The sequence below is a fragment of the Nocardia sp. genome, from assembly GCF_025465275.1.
Taxonomy (GTDB): Bacteria; Actinomycetota; Actinomycetes; order Mycobacteriales; family Mycobacteriaceae; genus Nocardia.
In genome coordinates, this window is sequence record NZ_JAODNK010000025.1 from 125,449 (window position 1) to 150,043 (window position 24,595).

Sequence of the window (24,595 nt, forward strand, 5' to 3'; positions counted from 1 at the left end):
CTATGTTTTTGCGAGCAGGCGGGCGACCAGTTGCCGATACAGCTCCGGGTCGACGGGCTCCATACCGAGCAGTGCGCGCAGGTAGACGCCGTCGCCGACGAGGCGGACGATCTCGGCGTGCACCGGATCGTGGATCTCGTTGTCCAGTGCGATCTTCCAGGAGCCCATCATTTCCGCGAGCGCCCGATCGGTCTCGTCCGCGGGGGCGTCGTCCGCGGTGCCGACCGCGCCGTGCGAGCCGTCGACCGTGCGCATGGTGGCCAGGATCGACCGATGCAGAGCGAGCTCCAGCGCGTCGGCGTCATTGTCGGGCTGCGGGGTCTGCAGATACCACTCGGCGACGGAATGGCCTTGCTCCACGGCATGGCGCAACTGCTGATCGGAGCGTTCGCCGAGCCGCCGCACCAGTCCGGCGAGCAGCGCGTCCTTGCTCTTGAAGTGGTAGAGCAGTCCGCCCTTGGAGACGCCGGCGGCCGCGGCGACGCTTTCCAGCGTCACCTGGGACATGCCTTTGTCGAGCAGCAGGGTTTCGAGGGCGTCGAGGATCCGGTTGCGAGTGCCGACGGGATCGCGAGTGGTTGTCACAGCGAATAACTGTACCGTCTGGACGGTAAATCTGTTACTGTACCGTCCAGACGGTTGACCAATGGAAGAGAAAGTTCCCATGCCCACCCACATCCCCGCCCGATCCGGACCCGGATCCGAGGCGGCCCCCGGCACCACGCCCAACCGCGGCGCGGCCCCCGGCAACCCCGCCGAGCGCTCCCCGAACCCGGCCGCGCAGGCCCCGAACTCCGTAGCAAGTGGCGCGGATTCAGCATCCCGCTCAGCCACGGGCGCCGGTTCGCCTGGCCGTCACCACAACTCACGTGGCCTCCAGGACGATGCAGTCTCCGGTCGCGCGACCCTGCGCGATTGGGCGGGGCTCGGTGTTCTGGCACTGGCATTGCTGCTGGTCTCGGTCGACGCCACTGTGCTGGATCTGGCTGTGCCCGCTATCAGCAGCGACCTCGCACCCACTACTCCACAGCTGCTGTGGATTATCGACGTCTACTCGTTCGTGCTCGCCGGTCTGCTCATCACCATGGGCACGCTCGGCGACCGCATCGGACGCCGGCGCCTGCTGCTCATCGGTGCGGCCGCCTTCGGGCTCGCCTCCGCATTCGCCGCCTTCGCGGTGAATCCCGAAATGCTCATTGCCGCACGCGTTCTGCAGGGCTTGGCCGGTGCGACCCTCATGCCGTCGACCCTCGGCCTGATCCGGTCCATGTTCACCGACGCCCGGCAGCGCACCATCGCCATCTCGGTCTGGGGCGCGATGGCGGGTTCCGGCGCAGCCATCGGCCCGCTGCTGGGCGGCTGGCTGCTCGAGCACTTCTGGTGGGGTTCGGTGTTCCTGGTGAACCTGCCGGTCATGGCGCTGCTCCTGGTGCTCGGCCCGTTCCTGGTGCCGGAATCGAAGGACCCGAATCCGGGCCGATTCGACCTGGCGAGTGCCGGGCTGTCCATGCTGGCGCTGATCCCGATCGTGTACGCGGTCAAGGAGTTCGCGGCACACGGACCGAGCCTGAATCAGCTCATCGCTGCGGGTATCGGCGTGCTGGCGGGTGTGCTGTTCATACGCAGGCAGCGGTCGCTGGAAGCACCGCTGATCGACCTGACGCTGTTCCGCATTCCGCCGTTCCGGGCGGCCGTGCTCGCCAATCTGCTGTCGATCTTCGCGCTGGCCGGTGTGCTGTTCTTCGGATCGCAGTATCTCCAACTGGTGCTGGGCCGCGCACCCCTGCAGGCGGGTCTGCTGCTGATCCCCGGCACCGTCGGCAGCATGGTCGGTTCGCTCGGCGCGGCCTGGCTGGTGCAGCGCTGGCGTCCGGTGAGTGTGCTCGCCGGTTCGCTGGTCACCGCCGCCGTCGGCGCCTCGCTGTTCTGGCTGCTGCGCGCCGATCCGTCGGCCTCGGTGCTGCCGTTCATCATGGGCTTCCTGCTGATCGGCCTGGGTGTCGGTGTGGCACTGACACTGTCGGCCGACATGATCGTGAGCACCGCACCCGCCGCACGCGCCGGCAATGCCGCCGCCATTTCGGAGACCGCACTGGAAACCGGTGTAGCCCTGGGTGTGGCGGTGCTCGGCAGTGGTGTCATGGCGGCCTTCCGCCACGGGCTGGACCTGTCCACAGTCCCGGCCGCACACACCGGTGCGGCACGCGAATCCCTGGGCGGCGCGGTCGAAACCGCACGCGGCCTCCCGGAAGCGGATGCCACGTCACTCCTGAACGCGGCACACACCGCCTTCGTCGACGGCATCCACCTGGCCGCCACCGGTACGACCCTGATTCTGCTGGTGACAGCCGTGATCACCTACCGCGCCGCGACAAGCAAGAAGCGCAAGACGCAGTAGCCCTCGTCATCCCGGCGCGCTTTTGGCCGGGATCCACACCCGAAGGTGCTCAGCCGATCTCGGTGGATCCCGGCAAAAGCATCCCGAGATGACGAGGTCGTCTGGTGAATGATGGCGGGGCGGTCTCGTGAATATGGCTGTGGCCCGGATGTTTCCGTGTTCTACGTGAAACATCCGGGCCACAGTTGTTTCGGCGACGATGCCGAAGGAGTCCTATTTCTTGTCGTTACCCGGCGGGAGTTCGCGCGGGCCGCGGTATTCGAGCTCGGGCGCACGGTGGCCCGGGAGCGTGTTCTGGTGCGGGACCGGCGGCAACTGGTAGTTCGGGTCGACGACCTGACCTTGCGGCAGCGCACCGTAGTTCGGGTAGGGCTGCTGGTACGGCTGATCCACCACATTCGAGGCGACGCGCTGGGCGTACTGCTGTTGCGCGCCCGGCGGCAGCTGGTAGCCGTACTGCGGCTGGGCGTACATCTGCTGCTGCTGTGCGGAATCCTCGGAGTTCATCGTCACCTTGCGGGTGCGCCGCAGCGTGAAGGTGATCTCCTCGGCCTCTTCGAACGCCTGCCGCACGGTGCGCAGCGGATGCGTGGCGGTATCGATGGCATTGGCCACGAACGACGGCACCAGCGGCCGGATCCAGCGAGCCGCGGTATCGGTGAACGGCACCGTGCCGATGATCGGAAGTTCCAGTCCGCCACCCTTGTTCGCGGGGGCGGGATGCGGGGCCGGTGCGAGTGCACCCGCGGCGCCCACCGGCGCCACCGTCCCCGATGCGAAGTGGGCGGGCAGGTTCGGTGTCACGATCCTCTCCTGGGACACGGAGCCGTCCTTTCGGTTCCCGGCCGGCAGTTCAAGCTGTGCGGCACGGTCGAATTCGTCGATGGCGCGTTGCTGCGCCGGTTCGGTGATGCCGATCTCGAAGCCGCCGATGGACGCGATGATGCGCTTGCGCTGTCGCTCCCGATCGATGGCGGTATCGGCGTGCAGGGCCAGTTTGGCCGCGGTGAGCTGTTGTTCGGCCCGCAGCGTCTCGGCCTCGACCCGGGTCTCGGCCTGCTTGAGCGCAATGGCGGTGGCGGCGGCGTGTTCCACTCGGTCGGTGGCGGTGCGGGTGGCGAGCTCGCGATCGAACGCGGTCTCCCCGCGCCACCAGCGCAACAGCAGAGGCAGCAGCGCGAGCACCACCAGGAGCAGCGCGGTGGCCAGGCGCAGAGCCAGCGGACCGGCGTGGTCGGTGGTGTAGTCGTTCATGGCGACCCACCGGGCGCCGAGACCGCGATCGCCGTCGGTGTAGGCGGCGGCGCGGGCGGCGCCGAGCGCCTTGTCCTTATCGGTGATGGTGGTGTCCAGCCCGCCGACCTTGGCCTGGGCGGCGGTGAGCTGGGCATGGGCGTCGTCGGCCACCTGATTGGCGGTGCGTTCCTCGGGTCCGCGCCCCGGGTCACCGGTGATCCGGGTCTGCGGGCAGTCCGGTGTCGGACGGTATTCGCAACGCGCGGTCACCAAGGCGACGTCGTATTCGTTCTGCGCCTTGGTTATCTGCTGATCGAGGGTGGCGCGGTCGGTGCGCGCCTGATCGAGATCGGTGCGGGCGGTGACCACGGCGGGCGCGGATTCGACTCCACGCCGGGCGGTTTCGTCGAGCAGCCGGTTCACGGTGCCGCCGAACAGCACGGTACCGGCCAATTCGGCGATGAACACGCCGACCACGGCGGCGACAGTTATCCGCGCGGCGAATTCGGCTCGTACCCGTGGGGTTTCGGCTCTCCCCGGAGTGGAGGCGGTGGCCAGGGCCCGGGAGACCGCACCCACCAGCAGGGTGGCGATCAGGGCGATGACGACGACCGCGGCCAGTGGCCATTCGGCGGCGCTGGTGGCCAGTGCTGTCACGATGCCCGAGGTAACGGCGAACACTGCCACCACGGCTCCGGTCACCGAGTATGCGGTGCGTTCGTGCCGTTCGGTGACCCCCGCGTGCGCGCCGCCGAGCCAGGTGAGCAGAACGGTCATGGGAGCTCACATCCTCTAAGTCCCAGGCTGATTCGGCTTCTCGAAACCGTCGCTTAATCGTTGTCTTGGACACAGTGCTGTCTCAGCGTGACAGGCTCACCGGCGTTCCACCGAGTGTGGCGGCGGGTATGTGGTCAGGCTCACATCGGCGTGTTTCCAGCGTGTGACGTGGTGTTGATCACGCAGCTCTCGGGCCACGAATCATCACTCAACAGTGACTTATCGCATATTCACAGTTAGCTAGCCGTGTGCTGAATCCCACAGTTTGTAAAGATTCCGTACGGTCGGAACGTTGCAATGGCTTGTCGCCCCGAGCGGCGCGACTTCTGCCACACGGCTCCGGGGAGTTAGCCGCCAAATGCCCGGTTTGCCGGATGCCCCTGCGGGGAAACCTCTTTCATTGCAGGTGGGAGGCTGTTCCGGAGCTGCGCCGGGACGGGTGGCCCTTTCCCTCGCGCGCGCGGAGATCAGTGGGCAAGTCAACTGAAACACCTGCGCATGCCTGCTTTACACTGGACAACGCGCAGGTAGTGGAGGATCGATGAAGAAGCCCAGCTAGAAGCTGGTATTAGCCCAACCTAAGTTGGTTGGGCTCGAGTCCTGACTTATCGTTTGCTCTTACGCCGGATGCGACAAGTTCGGCATATCGCCCTACACAGCCAGAGACCCGATCGGTGCTCAGCGTAGTGGGCGAGAACGGCGCGGCTGGTAGCTAACACGTAAGCGTTCGGTTACCGCCGAGCACCCGACTACGTCCTCGGAGCGGGTGAACAACTGGAGAGCTGACTGCACGGGACGACCATCAGCGCCGCTGGTCTCCGAAACGTCCGGGCGCAGTCCGACGGAGGCGTTCGACGAAGGCCGCAATTCTTCGAAGGCCTGTTTTTTGTGAAGGCAGAGGCATGACGCAACTTCCCGGCCACAGGTCCCCTACTGGCGGTGCCAGCTATGGATACGGACCCCGCGGGCTCTATGACCCGGCGAATGAACACGACTCCTGTGGAGTCGCATTCGTCGTCGATATGCACGGCCGTCGTAGCCGCGACATCGTCGACAAGGCTATTACCGCCCTGCTGAACCTGGAGCACCGAGGTGCAGCCGGCGCCGAACCCAATTCGGGTGACGGCGCGGGCATCCTGATCCAGCTTCCGGACAAGTTCTTCCGCGCTGTGGTCGACTTCGAGCTTCCCGCCGAGGGCGCCTACGCCACCGGTATCGCCTTCCTGCCGCAGGCTCGCCGCGAGGCCGCCCGTGCCGGATACCGCGTCGAGAAGGTCGTGCGCGAAGAGGGCCTCGAGGTCCTCGGCTGGCGCGAGGTCCCGATCGACGAGTCGTCGCTGGGCGCGCTGTCCCGCGACGCCATGCCGACCTTCCGGCAGATCTTCATCGCCTCGCCCAAGAACGGCAGCGAGCAGCTGGAGGGCATGGACCTGGAGCGTCGCGCCTACGTCGTCCGCAAGCGCATCGAGCACGAGCTCGGCAGCGCGGGCGCGGGCGAGGGCAGCGTCGGCAAGGAATCGGTGTACTTCCCGAGCCTGTCCGGCCAGACCTTCGTCTACAAGGGCATGTTCACCACCCCGCAGCTGCGGGCGTTCTACCTGGATCTGCAGGACGATCGGGTCGAGTCGGCACTCGGCATCGTGCACTCCCGCTTCTCCACCAACACCTTCCCGTCGTGGCCGCTGGCGCACCCCTTCCGGCGCGTCGCCCACAATGGCGAGATCAATACCGTCTCCGGTAACGAGAACTGGATGCGGGCCCGCGAGGCGCTGCTGAAGTCGAATTCCTTCGGCACCGACAGCGAGGGCAACAACCGCCTGGAGAAGATCTTCCCGGTCTGCACCCCCGGCGCCTCCGACACCGCGCGTTTCGACGAGGTGCTGGAACTGCTGCACCTGGGCGGCCGCAGCCTGCCGCACGCCATGCTCATGATGATCCCCGAGGCGTGGGAACGGCACGAGTCCATGGACCCGGCCCAGCGCGCCTTCTACCGCTACCACTCGTTCCTCATGGAGCCGTGGGACGGACCGGCCTCGGTGTGCTTCACCGACGGCAAGGTCGTCGGCGCGGTGCTGGACCGAAACGGTCTGCGCCCCGGCCGCATCTGGGTCACCGACGACGGTCTGGTCGTCATGGCCTCCGAGGTCGGCGTGCTCGATATCGACCCGGCCCGGGTGGTCCAGAAGACCCGCCTGCAGCCCGGCCGCATGTTCCTGGTGGACACCGAGCAGGGTCGCATCATCAGCGATGACGAGGTCAAGTCGACGCTCGCCGCCGAGGCGCCCTACCAGGAGTGGCTGGACAACGGCCCGACCAAGCTGTCGGACCTGCAGGACCGTCCGCACGAGCACATGTCGCACGACCGCGTGCTGATCCGCCAGCAGATCTTCGGATACTCCACCGAGGAACTGAACCTGCTGATCTCGCCGATGGCGCAGACCGGTGGCGAGGCGCTCGGCTCGATGGGCACCGACACCCCGATCGCGGTGCTGTCCTCGCGTCCGCGGGTGCTGTTCGACTACTTCTCGCAGCTGTTCGCGCAGGTCACCAACCCGCCGCTGGACGCGCTTCGCGAAGAGGTCGTCACCTCGCTGCGCAGCATGATCGGTCCCGAGGACGATCTGCTGAATCCGGGCCAGCAGTCCTGTCGTCAGATCACGCTGACCCAGCCGATTCTGGACAATGACGAGCTGTCCAAGCTTGTGCACATCAATGACGACGGCTCGCGTCCCGACCTGCGTTCGGTCGTGGTGCACGGCCTGTACCCGGTCGCCGAGGGTGGCCTGGGTCTGCGCAATGCCATTGCGGCCGTGCAGATGCAGGTGTCCGCGGCCATCGACGGTGGCGCGCGGATCATCATCCTGTCCGACCGCGAGTCCAACGAGAAGCTGGCGCCGATCCCGTCGCTGCTGCTCACCGCGGCCGTTCATCACCACCTGGTGAAGGAGCGCACCCGCACCCAGGTCGGCCTGGTCGTGGAGGCCGGTGACGCCCGCGAGGTGCACCACATGGCCCTGCTGGTCGGCTTCGGCGCGGCGGCGATCAACCCGTACATGGCCTTCGAGTCCATCGAGGACATGCTCGAGCGCGGTCAGCTGCTGATGCCCGGCAGCACCGGCGATCACTCGGCCGACTTCAAGAAGGCCGTCTACAACTACAACAAGGCCGCCGGCAAGGGTGTGCTGAAGGTGATGTCCAAGATGGGCATCTCCACCATCGCCTCCTACCGGGGCGCGCAGCTGTTCCAGGTGGTCGGACTGTCGCAGGAGCTGGTGGACGAATACTTCACCGGTCTGCGCTCGCCGCTGGACGGCATCGGCCTGGACGGCATCGCGGGCGAGGTCGCGGCGCGGCACCGAATCGCGTTCCTGGAGAACCGCAATGAGCGCGCGCACCGCGAGCTCGAGGTCGGCGGCGAATACCAGTGGCGTCGCGAGGGCGAGCTGCACCTGTTCAACCCGGACACGGTGTTCAAGCTGCAGCACGCGACCCGCTCGGGCCAGTACAAGGTCTTCAAGGAGTACACCAAGCTCGTCGACGATCAGTCGGAGCGCTTGGCCTCGCTGCGCGGCCTGTTCAAGTTCAAGTCCAAGTCGCGCAACCCGATCTCGATCGACGAGGTCGAGCCGGTGTCCGCGATCGTGAAGCGCTTCTCGACCGGTGCGATGAGTTACGGCTCCATCTCGTCGGAGGCGCACGAGACCCTCGCGGTCGCCATGAACCGCCTCGGCGGTCGCTCCAATTCCGGTGAGGGCGGCGAGCATCCGGCCCGCTTCGAGCCGGAGGAGAACGGCGACTGGCGTCGCAGTGCGATCAAGCAGGTGGCATCGGGTCGCTTCGGTGTGACCGCGCACTACCTGACCAATTGCACCGATATCCAGATCAAGATGGCGCAGGGCGCGAAGCCCGGCGAGGGCGGCCAGCTGCCCGCGCACAAGGTGTACCCGTGGGTCGCCGAGGTCCGGCACTCCACGCCCGGCGTGGGTTTGATCTCCCCGCCGCCGCACCACGACATCTACTCGATCGAGGATCTGGCGCAGCTGATCCACGACCTGAAGAACGCGAACCCGCAGGCGCGGATTCACGTGAAACTTGTCGCGGAGCCCGGCGTCGGCACCGTCGCCGCGGGTGTCTCCAAGGCGCATGCCGACGTGGTGCTCATCTCGGGCCACGACGGTGGCACCGGTGCCTCGCCGCTGACCTCGCTGAAGCACGCGGGCGGTCCCTGGGAGCTCGGCCTGGCCGAAACCCAGCAGACGCTGCTGCTCAACGGGCTGCGCGACCGCATCGTGGTGCAGGTGGACGGTCAGATGAAGACCGGCCGCGACGTCATGATCGCCGCGCTCCTCGGCGCCGAGGAGTATGGCTTCGCGACTGCGCCGCTGGTGGTTTCGGGCTGCATCATGATGCGCGTCTGCCACCTCGACACCTGTCCCGTCGGCGTCGCCACCCAGAACCCTGTTCTTCGTGAGCGTTTCACCGGCAAGCCGGAGTTCGTCGAGAACTTCATGAACTACATCGCCGAAGAGGTGCGCGAGCTGCTGGCGTCGCTGGGTCTGCGAACCCTCGATGAGGCCATCGGCCGGGTCGATCTGCTCGACACCACCCAGGCCAAGCAGCACTGGAAGGCCGCCAAGCTGGATCTGTCGCCCATCCTCGACGATGTCGAGACGGCGTTCATGCAGCAGGACCGCCGCAATACCAAGGGTCAGGACCACGGTCTGGACAAGGCCCTGGACAACCAGCTCATCGCGCAGGCCGCGGATGCGCTGGAGCGCGGCAAGCCGGTCAAGTTCGACACCAAGATCACCAATGTGAACCGGACCGTCGGCACCATGCTCGGCCACGAGGTGACCAAGCTCTACGGCGGAGTCGGCCTGCCCGACAACACCATCGACATCACGTTCACCGGTTCCGCCGGTAACTCGTTCGGTGCCTTCGTCCCCGCCGGTCTCACCCTGCGGGTCGTCGGCGACGCGAACGACTATGTCGGCAAGGGCCTTTCGGGTGGCCGCCTGACCGTGCGGCCGTCCCTGGACGTGCCCGCCGAGTTCGTGGCGGAGCGGAACATCATCGCGGGCAATGTGATCCTGTTCGGCGCCACCAGCGGCCAGGCCTTCATCCGCGGTGTCGTGGGTGAGCGGTTCGCCGTGCGCAACTCGGGCGCCACCGCGGTGGTCGAGGGTGTGGGCGACCATGCCTGCGAGTACATGACCGGTGGCCGCGTGGTCATCCTCGGCGAGACCGGCCGCAACTTCGGCGCCGGCATGTCGGGCGGTACCGCGTTCATCTACAACCCGAACAACACCTTCGAGAAGCACCTGAACACCGAAATGGTGGATCTGGAAGGACTCACGGCGGACGAGTCCGCGACGCTGCGCGACATCATCGCCCAGCACCGCGACGAGACCGGTTCGGCTGTCGCGGAACGCATCCTGATCGACTGGTCGCAGCAGGTGAATCACTTCGTGAAGGTGATGCCGCGCGACTACAAGAAGGTCCTGCTGGCCATCTCGGAAGCCGAAAAGGACGGCCGGGACGTCAGTGCCGCGATCATGGAGGCCGCACGTGGCTGACCATGTGGGACGCGTGGGGACGTCAGCGCGGCACAGTGACACTTCAAGGCCGCACGTGGCTGATCATGTGGGACGCGTGGGGACGTCAGCGCGGCACAGTGACACTTCAAGGCCGCACGTGGCTGACCTGATCCACGCTGGAGTTGTTGGATGCGCCGAACTCGGCGCGAAAATCGGAGTCGTAAATGGGTGACGCACAGGGATTCCTGAAGCACACGAGTCGGGAACTGCCGAAGCGCCGTCCGGTCGAGCTGCGCCTGATGGACTGGAAAGAGGTCTACGAGGAGAAGTTCTCCCACGAGACCCTCCAGAAGCAGGCCAGCCGCTGTATGGATTGCGGTATCCCCTTCTGCCACAATGGTTGTCCGCTCGGTAACCTGATTCCCGAATGGAACGACCTGGTCTACAAGGGCGCCTGGAAGGAATCGTTCGAGCGGCTGCACGCCACGAACAACTTCCCGGAGTTCACCGGCCGCCTGTGCCCCGCACCGTGCGAGTCGTCCTGCGTCCTGGGCATCAACCAGGATCCGGTGACGATCAAGCAGGTCGAGGTCGAGATCATCGAGAACGGTTTCGACGAGGGCTGGGTCACCCCGGTGTACCCGACTCGCCTGACCGGCAAGCGGATCGCCGTGGTCGGTTCCGGTCCCGCCGGGCTGGCCGCTGCCCAGCAGCTGACCCGGGCCGGCCACACCGTGACCGTGTTCGAGCGTGACGACCGCATCGGCGGCCTGATGCGCTACGGCATCCCGGAATTCAAGATGGAGAAGCGCTTCATCGATCGCCGGCTCGCGCAGATGGAAGCCGAAGGCACCATCTTCAAGACCGGTGTGAACGTGGGCGTGGACATCACCGCCGAGCAGCTGCGGGAGCGCTACGACGCGGTCGTGCTGGCCGGTGGCGCCACCATCGCCCGTGATCTGCCGGTTCCGGGTCGCGATCTGGACGGCATCCATCAGGCGATGGAGTTCCTGCCGCTGGCCAACCGCGTCCAGCTGGGCGATCCGGTCGCCGATGAGGAAGGCCTGCCGCGCATCAATGCCCGCGGCAAGAAGGTCATCATCATCGGTGGCGGTGACACCGGCGCCGACTGCCTCGGCACCTCGCACCGTCAGGGCGCCGAGTCGGTGCACCAGTTCGAGATCATGCCCCGACCGCCGGAGGAGCGCGCCGGCTCCACCCCGTGGCCGACCTACCCGCTCATGTACCGGGTGGCCTCGGCGCACGAGGAGGGCGGCGAGCGCGTGTTCTCCGTCAATACCGAGCGTTTTGTCGGGGCCGACGGCAAGCTGACCGGCCTGCAGGCGCACGAGGTCTCCATGGTGAACGGCCGCTTCGAGAAGGTCGAAGGCACCGACTTCACCCTCGAGGCCGATCTGGTGCTGCTGGCCATGGGCTTTGTCGGACCGCAGAAGAACGGCCTGCTCGAGGGTCTGGGCGTCGGTTACGACCAGCGCGGAAACGTCAAGCGCGACAACGGCTGGGCGACCACCGTGCCCGGCGTCTTCGCCGCCGGCGATATGGGCCGCGGCCAGTCGCTCATCGTGTGGGCCATTGCCGAGGGCCGCTCCTGCGCGTCCGCGGTGGACAAGTTCCTCGAGGGCGACACCGCACTGCCGTCCCCGATCCGCCCGACGGATGTGGCACAGCGCTGACCCGCTGAGCTGAAACTCGAAGCGCCCGCGGACCGTAAGGTCCACGGGCGCTTTGCCGTCCGTGGTGAAGCCCCCGTCATCCCAGTGCACTTTTGGCCGGGATCCATCCAGTCCGCTGCACTGCCGCAGGTGTGGATCCCGGCCAAAAGCATGCCGGGATGACGAGGGGTGGTCAGCTGCAGGTGATTTGGAGGCGGTAGTCGCCGGTTGCGGTGGTGGCGGCCGTGATTCGCCAGCCGCCCGTGACCTGCTGCCGCTCGGTCTCGGCGATATGGGTGCCGGTGAGCACCGGGTTCGCGCAGCGCTGCGGCACCCACAGGTCCGCGGGGCCACCGCTTCGATCCGTGGTTCCGGTGAGAGTCATTGCGCCGGAGGGGATATCGGAGGTCAGGGCGGTGAGTTGTCCCGGTGCGGCGCGCGGGTAGGAGCGGGCGATGACGGCGGCGGTGGCGGGGTCGTCGGCCAGGCCGGTGTCCGGAGCGGTGCATTGGGGGCGGGTGCCGCGGGTCAGGATGTTGTGCGGGTCGCCGCAGGCCTGACGCCACTGCCAGTAGGTGCCGCCGACCAGATGACTGTCCTCGAGCGCCGCGAAGCGGCGGGTCTTGTCGGCGATTACGGCCGGATCGCTGTCCCAGAATCCCCACTCACCGTTGAAGAAGGTGGTTCCGTAACCGTTTGCCGCGGTGGTGGTATCGGCGAAACCTGTTGCGAGAGTGCCGGGTAGCGGGCTGATGGATTCGTTGTACTGGTGCGGGGCGTAGACGATGTCGTCATCGCCCGCTGATCCCGAGGCCGACCCGGAGGCTGAGCCCGACGCTGATCCCGAAGCGCTGGTGAGCAGCGGCAGCGGCCCGGGGAACGGCAGTGAGCCGGTGATGACCGACGGTTCGAAGAAGACGATGTGGCGGAATCCGCCCGCGGCCTGCTCACCGGAACGGATGGCGGCCACGGCCCGGCGATAGAAATTGCCGAGCAGGACGTAGTCGTCGAAGCCGGGGATCAGACCCGGGTTGGGTTCATTGAGCAGGTCGTACCCGGCGACGGTGGGGTCCTGTGCGAATCGCGCCGCCACCGCCGCCCAGGTGTTCACCAGTTCCGTCTGGACGCCGTTGACGTCGAGATAGAAGTTCGCGAACGAGGATTGGACCGCCACGGAGAGTTCGCGTTTGCTCACCCGGCAGGTCGCCGCGGTGCCGACGAAGGCGGTCGCCCAGGCTGGAGCGCCGTCCCAGCCGACACCCGCCTGGGTGAAGGGCGGGCAGGACACGCCGTCGGGAGTATTCACCGCGACACCCCAGGCGTCCTGATGCATATCGAGCAGTACGTAGATGTCGTGTGCCCGCGCCCAGGAGACGGCCTGGGCGATGCGGTCGAGATAAGCCTGATCGATATGCCCGCGTGCAGGTTCCAGGGCAGACCAGCTGATTATGAGACGCACCACATTCGAGCCGAGTGCCGCGATGCGGGCGAAGTCGTCTTCGGTCAGTGTGGTGGTGGCGGGAAGGTCGGGCCACTCCTGGTAGTACTGCCCGAGTCCGTTCACATTGACGCCGCGCAATAGCACCGTGCGCCCGGCGTCGTCGACTATGCGGGCATCGGGTCCGGAGGTCGCGTGCAGGGTCCCGACCTGCTGGGTAGTGGTGTGCAGCAGTGGGTCGGCATGGGTGGCAGGAGCGCCGGTCGCGAGCGGAATCAGCACGGTGGCGAGAGTGAAAAGTACCCGGCGGCGCAATGTGAAATATGTTCTGGTCATTTGACCAGGTGACGCTAGCAGACGGCCGGAACGCAGGGAGCGAGATCAAAAATCGGACAACTTGTGATGGTCGCGTAGCGCTTCCGGAATCGTCCCTTTATTGTTGACGGCGTTGTGTCGCTGATCTCTGTCGAGCGGTCTGTTTTGCACATCTCATACGGGGCGGTTACTTCGGTTAACCCCCAGTGCACTCGATCGTCATCCGGCGCATACACCATGAACGGGAATCGGGACGGCCGTCTCGGGCAGGCGTGAACTGGAGCAGTATGCGGTTGAAAAGAATTGTCGCGGCTGCGGGCGCAGCAGCGAGTGTGCTCATGTCGGGAATCGTGCTCGGGAGCGGTCCCGTTACGGCGGATCCGGGCTGCCCGGTCATGTACACGGTAGCCATTCCGGGTACCTGGGAAACCGGCCACGATAAGACTCCCCAGCCCGGAATGCTCTCCGGAGTTACCAACGGGCTACCTGGCGACGTCGACTATGTGACCTATGCCGCGACCGCGTTCCCCTGGGAGGGCGATGTCTACGGCGCCTCCAAGAAGGAAGCGACCGACAATGCCCGCGGCCTGGTCCAGGCCATGGGTGCGCGCTGCCCGGGCACCAAGATCTCCATCGCCGGCTACAGCCAGGGTGCTGACGCCGCGGGTGATCTGGCCTCCGAGATCGGCTCCGGACTCGGCGTCGTGCCGCCGGACCGCATCGCGGCCGTCGCCCTGATCTCCGATCCGCGTCGTTCCGTCACCGACGCCCAGGTCGGTCCGATCGCGCCCGGTGCGGGTGCGGGCGGCGCCCGGGTCGGCGGTTTCGGTTTCATCTCCGATCGGGTGCGGACCGTCTGCGCCCTCGGTGATCTGTACTGCTCCACCGAGCAGGACGACTTCATCAGCCGTTTCGCCGGATTCCTGGCACAGACCTCCGACCCGAACCCCGCGAACATCTGGCGCTACCAGCTCGAGGTCGGTTCGATCATCAACGATCTGATGGCACAGGGCGGCATCCCCACCCTGCAGGCACAGCTCAGCGAGGGCGCCAACGAAGATCGTGCGGCGCAGTTCGAGCAGTTCTTCAAGACCGGGAAGCACACCAGCTACGGCTTCTACCAGGTGGGCGGCGGTCAGACCGCCATCACCTGGATGCACAACTGGCTCGCCAACGCCGCGTAACCGCTGATCTCAGCGAAGTAGAAAGGCCGCTCCCGAATGGGCGCGGCCTTTCGCCGCTGATACACAGTGGTATCCAAGTGAATTTGTTGTAGAACTGCGCAATTCAGGCCCCGGCGCTGAGCTCACGCATATCGCCGGGTGGGTTAGCCGAAGGAACCGGTGCTCGGCGGGGTCCAGACCGGCGGCTGGTTCTGATCGCCGCCACCCTGCCAGCCACCCTGGTCGCCACCCCGGTCGCCGCGGTGGTCGCGGTCGCCGCGGTGGTCGCGATCCCCACCGTGACCCTGCCAATCCTGATCGACCTGCTGGACGACGGCGGGAGAGTCCGGGGTCGCGGCAGAAGCGGTGGCGGGCAGCGCGAAGAGCGCGAGCGGGACCGCGGCGATGGCGCCGGCGGCGGCAAGGCGCGTGGCCAGGCGACGCGTGCGGGACTTCGGGGCATTCGAGTTCGTAAAGGAGGGCATCGGGAATTCCTTTCGCAGAAACCGAGCCGCTATCCGCGACCCGTGTCCCCTATACAAGTCCCCGGCTCTGGGAGCCCGATGCGACAACTCTGGGAGTCGCCTGTGCAAGGGTTCAGTCCTGGGCGGCGCGATTACGCGGCAGCAGATCCCACACGTGACTGTTCTCGTTCACCGTGGCGGCCGTGCGGCGGCCGGTGCGGGAGTACAGAATCCGGGTGACCGAGCAGTAGTCGATCGGGAAGGTCAGCGGGCGCTCGAGCCCCAAAACGTCCTGGAGCAGCACGTTTATCACGCCACCGTGGGCGAAGACGACAACGGTGTCGGCCGGGTCGGCGGTGGCCACAATGCTTCCGACACTGTCGAGGACGCGGGCGGTGAAGGCGGGCCCGTCGATCTGGTCGGGCAGGTAGCCGGCTTTGATGCGGTCGTAGACGTCCTTGAAATCGCGCTGGGCGTCCTCGATCGGGATATACGCGGGCAGATCACGGTCGTATTCGGCGAGGCCGTCCAGGACCGCGATCTCCAGGCCGAGCTTTTCCGCGGTGGGGCGGGCGGTTTCGCGGGCTCGTAGCTGGGGGCTGCTGACCACCCGGGCGATCCGATGCTGCGCGAGGGCGGCCGGAACCCGGGCCGCCTGCTCGAGACCGATCTCGGTGAGATCGGGGTCCGCCGGGCCCGAGAGCCCCTGGACGCGGGCGGGCTGGGCGTGGCGGACGAGGATCAACTGCACATGTCCCACTCTGCCGCACTGTCCGCCGGCACGGCGGGGTGGGGGCTGAACGCAGCGCGCCGCCGGTTCCCTGCGGCGGGGAGCCGGCGGCGCGTGTGGATCGTGCTGCCCGATACCGAGTTTCGTACTACCCGGTGCGGGGTTTCACCAGCGGGAACGGCAGCGTCTCGCGAATGCTGCGGCCGGTGAGGAGCATGATCACCCGATCCACGCCCACGCCGAGGCCACCGGTCGGCGGCATGGCGTGCTCGAGGGCCTGCAGGAAGTCCTCATCGAGTTCCATGGCTTCCGGATCGCCGCCCGCGGCCAGCATGGACTGATCGGTGAGGCGCTTGCGCTGCTCCACCGGATCGGTCAATTCGCTGTAGGCCGTGCCCAATTCGACGCCCCAGGCGACCAGGTCCCAGCGTTCGGTGACACCCGCGATGTGGCGGTGCGCCCGGGTGAGTGGGGAGACGGAGGTGGGGAAGTCGATATAGAAGGTCGGCTCCTGGGTTTCCGACTCGACCAGATGCTCGTACATCTCGAGCACGAGTTGCCCGGCGTCCCAGCCCAATTGCCAGGGCACTCCGGCCTTGTCGCAGAGCACCCGCAGGCGATCCTCGTCGGTTTCCGGGGTGATGGTCTCGCCGAGCTTGTCCGAGACCGCGCCGTGCACAGTCTTCACCGGCCAGTCGCCGGAGATGTCGATCTCGGCCAGCACGCCGTCCGCGCCCGGCCGCAGGGCCACCATCTTGCCGTTGGCGGCGACCGCCGCCTCCTGGATGAGCTGGCGGCAGGCGTGCATCATGCGTTCGTAATCGCTGTGCGCCTCATAGGCTTCCAGGATGGTGAACTCGGGATTGTGGCTGTAGTCCACACCCTCGTTGCGGAAGACGCGGCCGAGTTCGAACACCTTCTCCATACCGCCCACGCACAGTTTCTTGAGGTACAGCTCGGGTGCGATGCGCAGGTACAGATCGAGGTCGTACGCATTGATGTGGGTGCTGAACGGGGTGGCATTGGCGCCGCCGTGCACCTGCTGCAGCACCGGGGTCTCCACTTCCATGAAGCCCCACCCGTGCAGGGTGTCGCGCAGCGAGCGCACCACGGCGCTGCGTTTGGCCATCACCTCGCGGATATCGGTATTGATGGCCATATCGACGTAGCGCTGCCGGACCCGGGCCTCGGGGTCGGCGAGGCCCTTCCACTTGTCGGGCAGCGGGTGCAGGCATTTGCCGAGCATCCGCCAGTCGGCGGCGAGCAGGGATAGCTCGCCGCTGCGACTGCGCCCGATCTGACCGCTCATCTCCATGAGGTCGCCCAGATCGAAGAACCGGTCGAAGTCGGCGCTGCGATCGGCGCCGACCCGGCCGCGGTCGATGACCAGCTGGATCTCACCGGACCAGTCGCGCAGCAGCGCGAAGGTGACGCCGCCGTAATCGCGAATCCGCAAGAGCCGCCCGCAGACTCGCACCGTGGTGCCCATCGGCGAATTGCGCGCGGCGGTCACCGTGTGGGTGGGCGGGTACGCGACGGGGTAGGCGTCGACGCCGGAATCCTCGAGCCGCTTGAGCTTGTCCATGCGCACCCGCACCTGCTCGGGGCGGCGCGGCCTCGACTCCTCGAGATCTTCCGGCGGCAGATCGGGGAGGCTGCCGTCGGCGTGCAGGCCGGTCATGGTCGGCGGTACCGAGGACCGCAGACCGGTGTGCGCGGACACGTCGGGCTCCTTGCCGACGCGCGGCAGGAAGCCTTCGGCGAGCGCGCTGGCGATGGCGACGCGCGGCAGATGCCGTCGTTCCTCGAAGAGCGAGAAGCGCGGCACCCAATCCGGCTGGTACTTCACATTGGAGCGGTAGAGGGCTTCCAGCTGATACCAGCGCGAGAAGAACATGAGCACGCCGCGCCACAGCCGCAGCACGGGTCCCGCGCCGATCCGGCCGCCCTCTTCGAAGACCGCGCGGAAGACCGCGAAGTTCAACGAGATTCGGGTGATGCCGTACTGCTCGGAGCCGAGCGCCAGCTTGGAGATCATCAATTCCATGACGCCGTTGGGGCTTTGGCGATCACGGCGCATGACATCCAGGGAAACGCCGGTGCGGCCCCACGGCACCAGCGACAGCAGGCCGAGCACGCGGTCGTCGGCGTCGACGGCCTCGACCAGCAGGCAGTCGCCGTCGAGCGGATCGCCGAGGCGGTCCAGCGCCATGGAGAAGCCGCGTTCGGTCTCGGTGTCGCGCCAGGCGTCGGCGCGGCGCAGCACCTCTTTCATCTCCTCCGGCTCGAGCTCCTTGTGCCGTCGCACGCGCACGGTGATGCCCTGTTTGGCGAGCCGGTTCACGGCCTGCCGGACCTGCTTCATCTCCGGTCCGGCGAGCGAGAAGGTGCGAGTTTCCAGAATGGCTTCGTCACCGAGCCGCAGTGCCGACAGTCCGGCGCGGCGGTAGGCGGTGGCGCCCAATTCGCTCGCGCCCATGACGGCCGGGGCCCAGCCGTATTGGTCGGCCAGCCGCAGCCAGGCGTCGATGGCGTGCGGCCACGATTCCTTCTGGCCGATGGGATCGCCGGAGGCCAGGCAGACGCCCAATTCGACGCGATAGGTCAGGGCGGCCTGCCCATTGGGCGCGAACACCACGGCCTTGTCGCGGCGGGTGGCGAAGTAGCCGAGCGAGTCCTCGACGTCGGAGCGTTCGAGGAGTCCGCGCAGCGCGGATTCGTCGAGTCCGGTGAGGGCATTGGAGGCGCGCTGCGAGCGGAACAGCACCGCCACCGCCGCCAGCAGTGCGACCGCGCCGAAGAGGCCGAGCAGCAGGTTCACCAGATGCGGTGGATGTCCGTCGAAGTCGTCATTGCTGACCAGGATGGCGCCGGTCACCCGGGAGACCGCCCACAGCGGGCGCTGTTCGTCGGCAGGCAGGCTGCCGGGGAACAGCTGCACCAGACCCCAGCCGGCCACACAGCCGAGCGCCAGCCCACCGGCCAGCACCCCGACCGCCCGCACGATCGCGCCGCTGCGGACCCGGGTGTAGAACTCGGACCAGGCCGCGATCAGCATGGCGATCACCGACAGGTGGACGACCAGGGCGACCAGTGCGTTGAGATCGCCCTCAGACGCGAAGTCCAGTGCGTTGGCGATCGAGAACACCGCCATATAGCCGCACAGCAGCCACCAGGCGATGCGTTTGCGGCTTGCGGTGGCGCCGGCCAGCAGGCCCACTACCAGCGCCCACACCAGCGAGGTGTCGGGTGAGTCGAAGTAGTAGGTGTCGAGATAGTGCCGTAGCGACGAGGTCAGGAAGCGCAGACCGGGCGAAATGCTCCACAGTGCGCAAAGGAGGGCGTAGACGCCCAGAATCGTCCCAGCGACATGTGGAACCTCACGGAGACGGCCGTGTCCGCGGTGGGGCACCTCAGGCGACCGCGTCTCCGGTCTGTATGCGATGTCCTGGTGTTGCCGGTCCTGCGTCGAAGTCACCGCACCAGTGTGTATGTTGCCGTCGCCCATGTGCACTCGGAACCCGGTTCGTGTCTTGTTGTCACCGTGTGCCGCTAGGTAACGAGGGCGGCGTTTGGCGTCCTGGAGGCCGCGGGTGAGGATGTACCTCATGTCGGATCCAGTCAATGTGCCGATCGATGACGATGTCATTCGGCTCGGCCAATTCTTGAAACTGGCGAACCTCATCGATTCCGGAGCGGAAGCGAAGACCGTGATCGCCGAGGGGCTGGTGCGGGTAAATGACGAGGTAGAGCTACGTCGTGGGCGCCAATTGTTCGCCGGCGACGTGGTGGTGCTCGCCGGGCGCAAGGTCCGGGTGTCGAACAGCCGGAGGTAAAGGTGCCGCGGGCCCGGTCCCCGCCACCCACCGCGAGCGGTGCATCGGGGACCGGAGCCGCTGAGAATCTCCCTAGAGTCTCTCGAGAGGCACTGCTCAGTCCTGCGCGCGGACCACGATTCCGTCGTGGTCGCTGTAGAGCACCTCGCCCGGCACGAAGGTCACGCCGCCGAATTCGACGGGCACATCCAGCTCGCCCGATCCGGTCTGGGTGCTCTTGCGCGGGTTGGTGCCGAGCGCCTTGATGCCGATCTCGAGGGTTCGCAGGATCGCCGAATCCCGTACCGCGCCATTGACGATGACGCCGGCCCAGCCGTTGTCCACGCCGCGGCCCGCGATGATGTCGCCGACCAGCGCGGTGTGAATGCTCGCGCCGCCGTCCACGACCAGCACGCGGCCATTGCCCGGCTCGCCGAGAGTCTGCTTGACCAGGAGATTGTCCTGGAAACAGCGGATGGTCACGATGCGTCCGGAGAAGGCGGGCTGCCCGCCGAACTGGAGGAACTGGGTGTCGCAGCTGCGGATCCCGGGCCCGATCTCATCGGCCAGGTCTGCGGTCGCGACCACCTCTGCTTGGTTCTGAACACTGCCTGATTCGGTCACTCGCCTATCTTGTCAGGGCGAAAATGCGCAAATCACGCGCGGTGCGATTGCGGTAGGCGGTGTACGCCTGCGTGGTCTCCTGGAAGCGCGCGAAGATCTCCCGTTGTTTCGCCTCGTCCTGGACCCGGGCGGCCTGCACCGGAATGCGCTCGCCCGCGAGGATGATCTCGGCGGCCGGATTCGCCAGCAGATTTCCGGTCCACGCCGGGTGGTGTTCCTGCCCGAAATTACTGCCTATCACGTACAGCGTGTCGCCGTCGTGCACGTACAGCAGCGGTGTGGTGCGCGGCTGCCCGGACTTGCGCCCGATGGTGGTGAGCAGGACGACGGGTGCGCCGATCGGACCGAGCACGGTGTATTTGCCGCCGGTGCGCTGCAGCACTTTCCGATCCAGTGGCGTCAGCTTGCGGATGACCAGCGAGCCGAGCTTCGTCGCGGCGAACGGGCTGGCGATGCGGGACAGAAGATTGGTGCGCGAACCCCAGATACGGTCCGGAAACTGCTCACTCATGGCGCGAACTTTATCCGGGTACGCGCGCATACTGAACTGCAATGGCCCACCGGAGGAGGACCGGTAGTCATGGTTCGTGCGGAGGGCATGGGGTTGGAACCGGCGATCGAGTCGGACATAGTCGGCGCGGTGCGCTCGGTGCTGACGGCTGCCTCGGCGCGCTTCGCGGCGGCCTGGGAGACGGCCGGGGAGCCGCCCACGCTGGCCGAATACCTCCCGGACACACCGGAATTGCGCCGGTTGTGCCTGATCGAGCTCATCAAGGTCGATCTGGAGTACCGGTGGATCCGCTACGACTTCCCGAAGCGGCTGGCCGACTATCGCGCCGAATACGACGAATTACGTTCCGGGCCTTTGCCACCCGATCTGGCCTACGAGGAGTTCCACGCGCTGCGCCGGTCCGGGAGATTCCCCGGCGCCGATATCGCCGACAGCGGCTATCCGACGGAAGCCGGTCTCACCCAGGCCGCCTGGGGTGAACGCGACTATCGCAGCACGCTGATCGCCCGGCCGCGGGCCCGGGCCGCCTTGGACGGCATCGAAGTCGGTGATCGGGTGGACGATTTCGATCTGCTGGTCGAATTGGGCAGCGGCGCTTTCGCTCGCGTCTTTTTGGCCCGCCAGCGCTCCATGCAACGTCTGGTGGCGGTGAAGGTTTCGCAGAACCACGGCACCGAATCGGAGACGCTGGCCCAGCTCGATCACGAGAACATCGTGCGCGTCTTCGATCAGCGGCTGATGGACGAGCGCGAACTCAAATTGATGTACATGCAGTACCTGCCCGGTGGCACGCTGTCGAAGGTGCTGAGCCTGGTGCGGCAGCGCCCGTCCGTGGAGCGTTCCGGCGGTCTGCTGCTGGAGGCGGTCGATACGGCCATGCGGGACAAGGGCGGATTGGTGCCGAGCGAATCGGCCATCCGCTCGGGTATCGCCGCGCAGAGCTGGCCGGAGACCGTGGCGTGGCTGGGCAGCCGGCTGGCCCGGGCGCTCGACTATGCCGCGGACAACGGTGTGCTGCACCGGGATATCAAGCCCGCCAACGTTCTGCTGACCGCCGACGGCATTCCGAAGCTGGCCGACTTCAATATCAGTTTCAGCCTGCATGTCGCGGGCACCAGTCCGCTCGCGTATTTCGGTGGCTCGCTCGCCTATATGTCGCCGGAGCAGCTGGCCGCTTGCCATCCGCAATTGCCCGATACCGCCGAGGAACTCGACGGCCGCAGCGATATCTTCGCGCTGGGCGTGGTGCTGTGGGAGCTGCTCACCGGGCACCGTCCCTTCGACGACGAATCCCACGCGGGCGATTCCGAATCCTCGCTCGAGCGCATGCTGCGGTTGCGGCGGCACGATATCGACCCGCGCTATCTGTCCGAGCTGCCAGCCGACTGCCCGCCGACACTGTGCCGGGTATTACTGAAATGTCTTGCCCCGCAGCGTGCCGATCGCTGGCCCACCGGTGCGGCGCTGGCACAGCAGCTCGACCTGTGCCTGGATCAGCGCGCCCGCGATCTGGTGGATCCGCCGCGAAACAGTCTGCGCGCCAAGGTCGGGCCGTGGTCGCTGGTGCTGCTCATCACCGCGGCCAGTTTCCTGGGTGACTTCCTCGGCATGCTCTACGCGAACCTGCACAACGGCCCGCTGTGGGAGGTGTGGTTCACGCCGGACCAGCGGGTGAAATTGCAGGCGGTCGGGGCGGGGCTCGCGCTGTTCACCACTCCCGCAGCGATTGTCGTGACCAACTATCTGTGCCGCCGGGCGTTCATCGTCTGGCGCGGACTCCGCAAGGGGCGCACCTACGATCCGGAAACGCTGGCGCGCGCCCGCCGCGACACCCTGGTGGACGGGGATCGAGTCGCCCTGCTGGCGTTCCTGTGGTGGGTGGTGTCGGCGGTGGTGGCCGCTGTCGCACTGGAGGCGTACACCGATCTGTCGCCGGGGCAGTTGCTGAATCTGACCGCGACACTGCTGGTTTCGGGCGCCGTCGCGGTCGCCTACCCATTCTTCCTGGTGACGTTCTTCGTGGTCCGCTGCTTCTATCCGCGGCTGCTCACGCACGGTGAGATCGCCAAGGATCACGAGGCGCTGCGCGCGCTCGGCCGGCGGTGCACGCGGTATCTGGCGGTGGCAGTGGCGATTCCGCTGATCGGCGTGATCACCAGCCTGCTGTTCCTGACGCCGGACGAGGTGCCGCTGGCCATCGGCCCGATCAAATGGTTGTGCCTGGCCGGGGTGCTCGGATTCCTCGGCGACTATTGGCTTTTCCGGCAATTGGAGGCGGATCTGCGGGCTTTCGAGCGCGCGGTCTCCAGCCGCCTGGATTTCCGCTGAGCGATATCAGCGCAGCAGTAGCAACCAGGCGAACAACAGCAGCCAGGTGCCGCCGGTCGCGATCCCGCCGATGGCGAACGCCTTGTCCTCGCGTTTCGCGTCGATGGCGAGAGCCGCCGCACCGAGTGCGACCGCCGGAATAGCGGTGATGCCGCAGATGAATCCGAATATGCCGAGCACGAATGCGGTGACGCCCATACCGTTCCACTGCCGCTGCACCCGCTGCCCGTAGAACACCGGCATATTCGCGGAGACCGGCATGGGTGCGAGCGGTCGCAGGGGTGGCATCGGCCGCAGCACGGGTAACCCTGTCAGCACGAGATCCAGATCACCGAAGGTGCGGGCATTCAAGGCCTGCCCGATGCGCTCGGAGAGTTCGTCGGCGGTGATTCTGCCTTCTTGAAAACTCTGTTTGAGGCCCTCGATCGCACATTCCCGATCGGCATCGCTCGCTCGCAGATATGCGGCATTCCAGTGCGGTTCCATGTGGTTCTCCGTCGAACCCGAAGCGGTGTAACTCTTCTCATCGAGAGTATTCCTCCGGCCGGGCGCGGCGCCGCAATCGAGACGGGGACCACAGGGCGGGATTCAGCCCCGGCCGTGCCGCTCCTCGTAGGCCTGCCGAGCGCCGGATTCGCGGGCGCGCTTGGCCGTCTCGGCCAGCGCCGGATCGAAGCCGTGCTTGATGAGTTTGTTGCGCCGGAACACGTAGGTGAGCGCCACGGTGAAGTAGATGAGCGGTATGTAGAGCAGCGCCATCATGGCCGCGCGCATCCACAGCGGCCCCGGGACGAGCAGGAACAGGCAGAGCACCGGAATCATCGGAACGAGCATGCGGAGCAGATAGCGGCGGGTGGCGCCGGGGCCGATCAGATCATTGCGCACCCAGTCCGACATGGCCGGCGGGAGCGTGCGGCCGCAGATGTAGCCGATCCGCTGCAACAGGGACGGCGTGGTGCTTTCGGGCATGCGCCCAGCATCCCCGCAGGGAATGGACCGGACAACTTCGGGGGGTCGGCGGCTTTGACGACCCCGGGCGGTCAGGCCACGGTGTGGATCAGGCCTCGGTGCGCGCGAGGTGGAAGGCGGTGACCTGGGTGACCAGGTTGTGTGTGGAACCCTTCACGGCGAGTTTCACGAACGGCTCGATGGTCTTGCCGAGCAGTTTTCCGGCCAGGCCGCCGGGCACGCGGTATTCGACGATGGCGTCGATGGTGCAGGATTCCTCGCCCTTGTCGTGGAAGAGGAAGGTGGATTCGATTTCGAAGCCCTTGACGGACTTCACGGCAATGGCGAGGCCGGGTTCGTGCCGCACGATCTTGATGGTCGAATGCAGCGATACCGGACCCAGGCCGATGGTGCCGTCGAAAGTGGCATCGACGCCCTCGGTTTGCTCGGTGAGCGGCTCGAAGGCTTTGATCTCACTGATGAATCGGGGCAGATTCCGGTAATCGTTGACGTAGGCGAAGGCCGATTCGGCCGACGCGGCGCATTCCGCGACGATCTTGACTTCGGTCATGCGCACGACAGTAACTCGTTCCAATTCAATGCGCAGACCATGAGGTGAGGGCCACATTCGGACCCCA

Annotated in this window: 17 protein-coding genes; 6 read left to right on the forward strand and 11 right to left on the reverse strand. The window is 66.6% G+C overall.

All coding sequences use genetic code 11. The features are described 5' to 3' along the window. Positions 1-585 (reverse strand): TetR/AcrR family transcriptional regulator, encoded by a 585-nt coding sequence (locus JWN03_RS06240; RefSeq protein ID WP_297611000.1) that lies wholly within the window; start codon positions 583-585, stop codon positions 1-3. Between the two features lie 61 nt (positions 586-646). On the opposite strand from JWN03_RS06240, the gene JWN03_RS06245 reads away from it, so the two are divergent. After that, positions 647-2,398: an MFS transporter gene (locus JWN03_RS06245; protein ID WP_297611003.1), complete on the forward strand. Its 1,752-nt coding sequence runs from the start codon at positions 647-649 to the stop codon at positions 2,396-2,398. A gap of 213 nt (positions 2,399-2,611) precedes the next feature. Here the strand turns inward: JWN03_RS06245 and JWN03_RS06250 are convergent, their stop codons facing one another. Beyond that, positions 2,612-4,411, reverse strand: a complete 1,800-nt coding sequence (locus JWN03_RS06250; protein WP_297611006.1) for a DUF4407 domain-containing protein — start codon at positions 4,409-4,411, stop codon at positions 2,612-2,614. Positions 4,412-5,313: 902 nt separating this feature from the next. On the opposite strand from JWN03_RS06250, the gene gltB reads away from it, so the two are divergent. Beyond that, positions 5,314-9,987 carry a glutamate synthase large subunit gene (gltB, locus tag JWN03_RS06255; protein WP_297611008.1) on the forward strand — a complete coding sequence of 1,558 codons (4,674 nt, stop codon included), beginning with the start codon at positions 5,314-5,316 and terminating at the stop codon, positions 9,985-9,987. Between the two features lie 185 nt (positions 9,988-10,172). Continuing rightward, positions 10,173-11,642, forward strand: a complete 1,470-nt coding sequence (locus tag JWN03_RS06260; RefSeq protein WP_297611011.1) for a glutamate synthase subunit beta — start codon at positions 10,173-10,175, stop codon at positions 11,640-11,642. 172 nt (positions 11,643-11,814) lie between these two features. On the opposite strand, the gene JWN03_RS06265 is transcribed toward JWN03_RS06260, so the two are convergent. Continuing rightward, the gene (locus JWN03_RS06265; RefSeq protein ID WP_297611013.1) at positions 11,815-13,395 is read right to left on the reverse strand and encodes a glycoside hydrolase family 5 protein; all 1,581 of its coding nucleotides are present in this window, start codon (positions 13,393-13,395) and stop codon (positions 11,815-11,817) included. 266 nt (positions 13,396-13,661) lie between these two features. On the opposite strand from JWN03_RS06265, the gene JWN03_RS06270 reads away from it, so the two are divergent. Next, complete coding sequence (locus JWN03_RS06270; protein ID WP_297611016.1) at positions 13,662-14,558, forward strand: cutinase family protein; 897 nt, start codon at positions 13,662-13,664, stop codon at positions 14,556-14,558. Positions 14,559-14,701: 143 nt separating this feature from the next. On the opposite strand, the gene JWN03_RS06275 is transcribed toward JWN03_RS06270, so the two are convergent. The 3 genes from JWN03_RS06275 to lysX form a co-directional block, all read right to left on the reverse strand. Then, positions 14,702-15,022 carry a hypothetical protein gene (locus JWN03_RS06275; RefSeq protein ID WP_297611019.1) on the reverse strand — a complete coding sequence of 107 codons (321 nt, stop codon included), beginning with the start codon at positions 15,020-15,022 and terminating at the stop codon, positions 14,702-14,704. A 112-nt stretch (positions 15,023-15,134) separates the two neighbouring features. After that, positions 15,135-15,752: a histidine phosphatase family protein gene (locus tag JWN03_RS06280; RefSeq protein WP_297611022.1), complete on the reverse strand. Its 618-nt coding sequence runs from the start codon at positions 15,750-15,752 to the stop codon at positions 15,135-15,137. Positions 15,753-15,879: 127 nt separating this feature from the next. Continuing rightward, entirely contained in the window at positions 15,880-19,209 is a 3,330-nt protein-coding gene (gene lysX / locus JWN03_RS06285; RefSeq protein ID WP_441342941.1) for a bifunctional lysylphosphatidylglycerol synthetase/lysine--tRNA ligase LysX, read from the reverse strand. A gap of 130 nt (positions 19,210-19,339) precedes the next feature. On the opposite strand from lysX, the gene JWN03_RS06290 reads away from it, so the two are divergent. Continuing rightward, positions 19,340-19,567 (forward strand): RNA-binding S4 domain-containing protein, encoded by a 228-nt coding sequence (locus tag JWN03_RS06290; RefSeq protein WP_297611025.1) that lies wholly within the window; start codon positions 19,340-19,342, stop codon positions 19,565-19,567. Between the two features lie 96 nt (positions 19,568-19,663). Here JWN03_RS06290 and rraA read toward each other — a convergent pair whose 3' ends face one another. Continuing rightward, positions 19,664-20,170 carry a ribonuclease E activity regulator RraA gene (rraA, locus tag JWN03_RS06295; protein WP_297611028.1) on the reverse strand — a complete coding sequence of 169 codons (507 nt, stop codon included), beginning with the start codon at positions 20,168-20,170 and terminating at the stop codon, positions 19,664-19,666. A gap of 4 nt (positions 20,171-20,174) precedes the next feature. Beyond that, entirely contained in the window at positions 20,175-20,681 is a 507-nt protein-coding gene (locus JWN03_RS06300; RefSeq protein ID WP_297611031.1) for a nitroreductase/quinone reductase family protein, read from the reverse strand. A 69-nt stretch (positions 20,682-20,750) separates the two neighbouring features. On the opposite strand from JWN03_RS06300, the gene JWN03_RS06305 reads away from it, so the two are divergent. After that, a complete protein-coding gene (locus tag JWN03_RS06305) occupies positions 20,751-23,009 on the forward strand; it encodes a serine/threonine-protein kinase (protein WP_297611034.1) in 2,259 nt (752 codons plus the stop codon). A 6-nt stretch (positions 23,010-23,015) separates the two neighbouring features. On the opposite strand, the gene JWN03_RS06310 is transcribed toward JWN03_RS06305, so the two are convergent. The 3 genes from JWN03_RS06310 to JWN03_RS06320 form a co-directional block, all read right to left on the reverse strand. Beyond that, on the reverse strand, positions 23,016-23,495 hold the full coding sequence (locus tag JWN03_RS06310) for a DUF1707 SHOCT-like domain-containing protein (RefSeq protein ID WP_297611037.1): 480 nt from the start codon (positions 23,493-23,495) through the stop codon (positions 23,016-23,018). Between the two features lie 102 nt (positions 23,496-23,597). Continuing rightward, positions 23,598-23,978, reverse strand: a complete 381-nt coding sequence (locus JWN03_RS06315) for a DUF5313 family protein (RefSeq protein ID WP_297611040.1) — start codon at positions 23,976-23,978, stop codon at positions 23,598-23,600. Positions 23,979-24,066: 88 nt separating this feature from the next. Beyond that, entirely contained in the window at positions 24,067-24,528 is a 462-nt protein-coding gene (locus JWN03_RS06320; protein ID WP_297611042.1) for an SRPBCC family protein, read from the reverse strand. Positions 24,529-24,595: the final 67 nt, after the last annotated feature.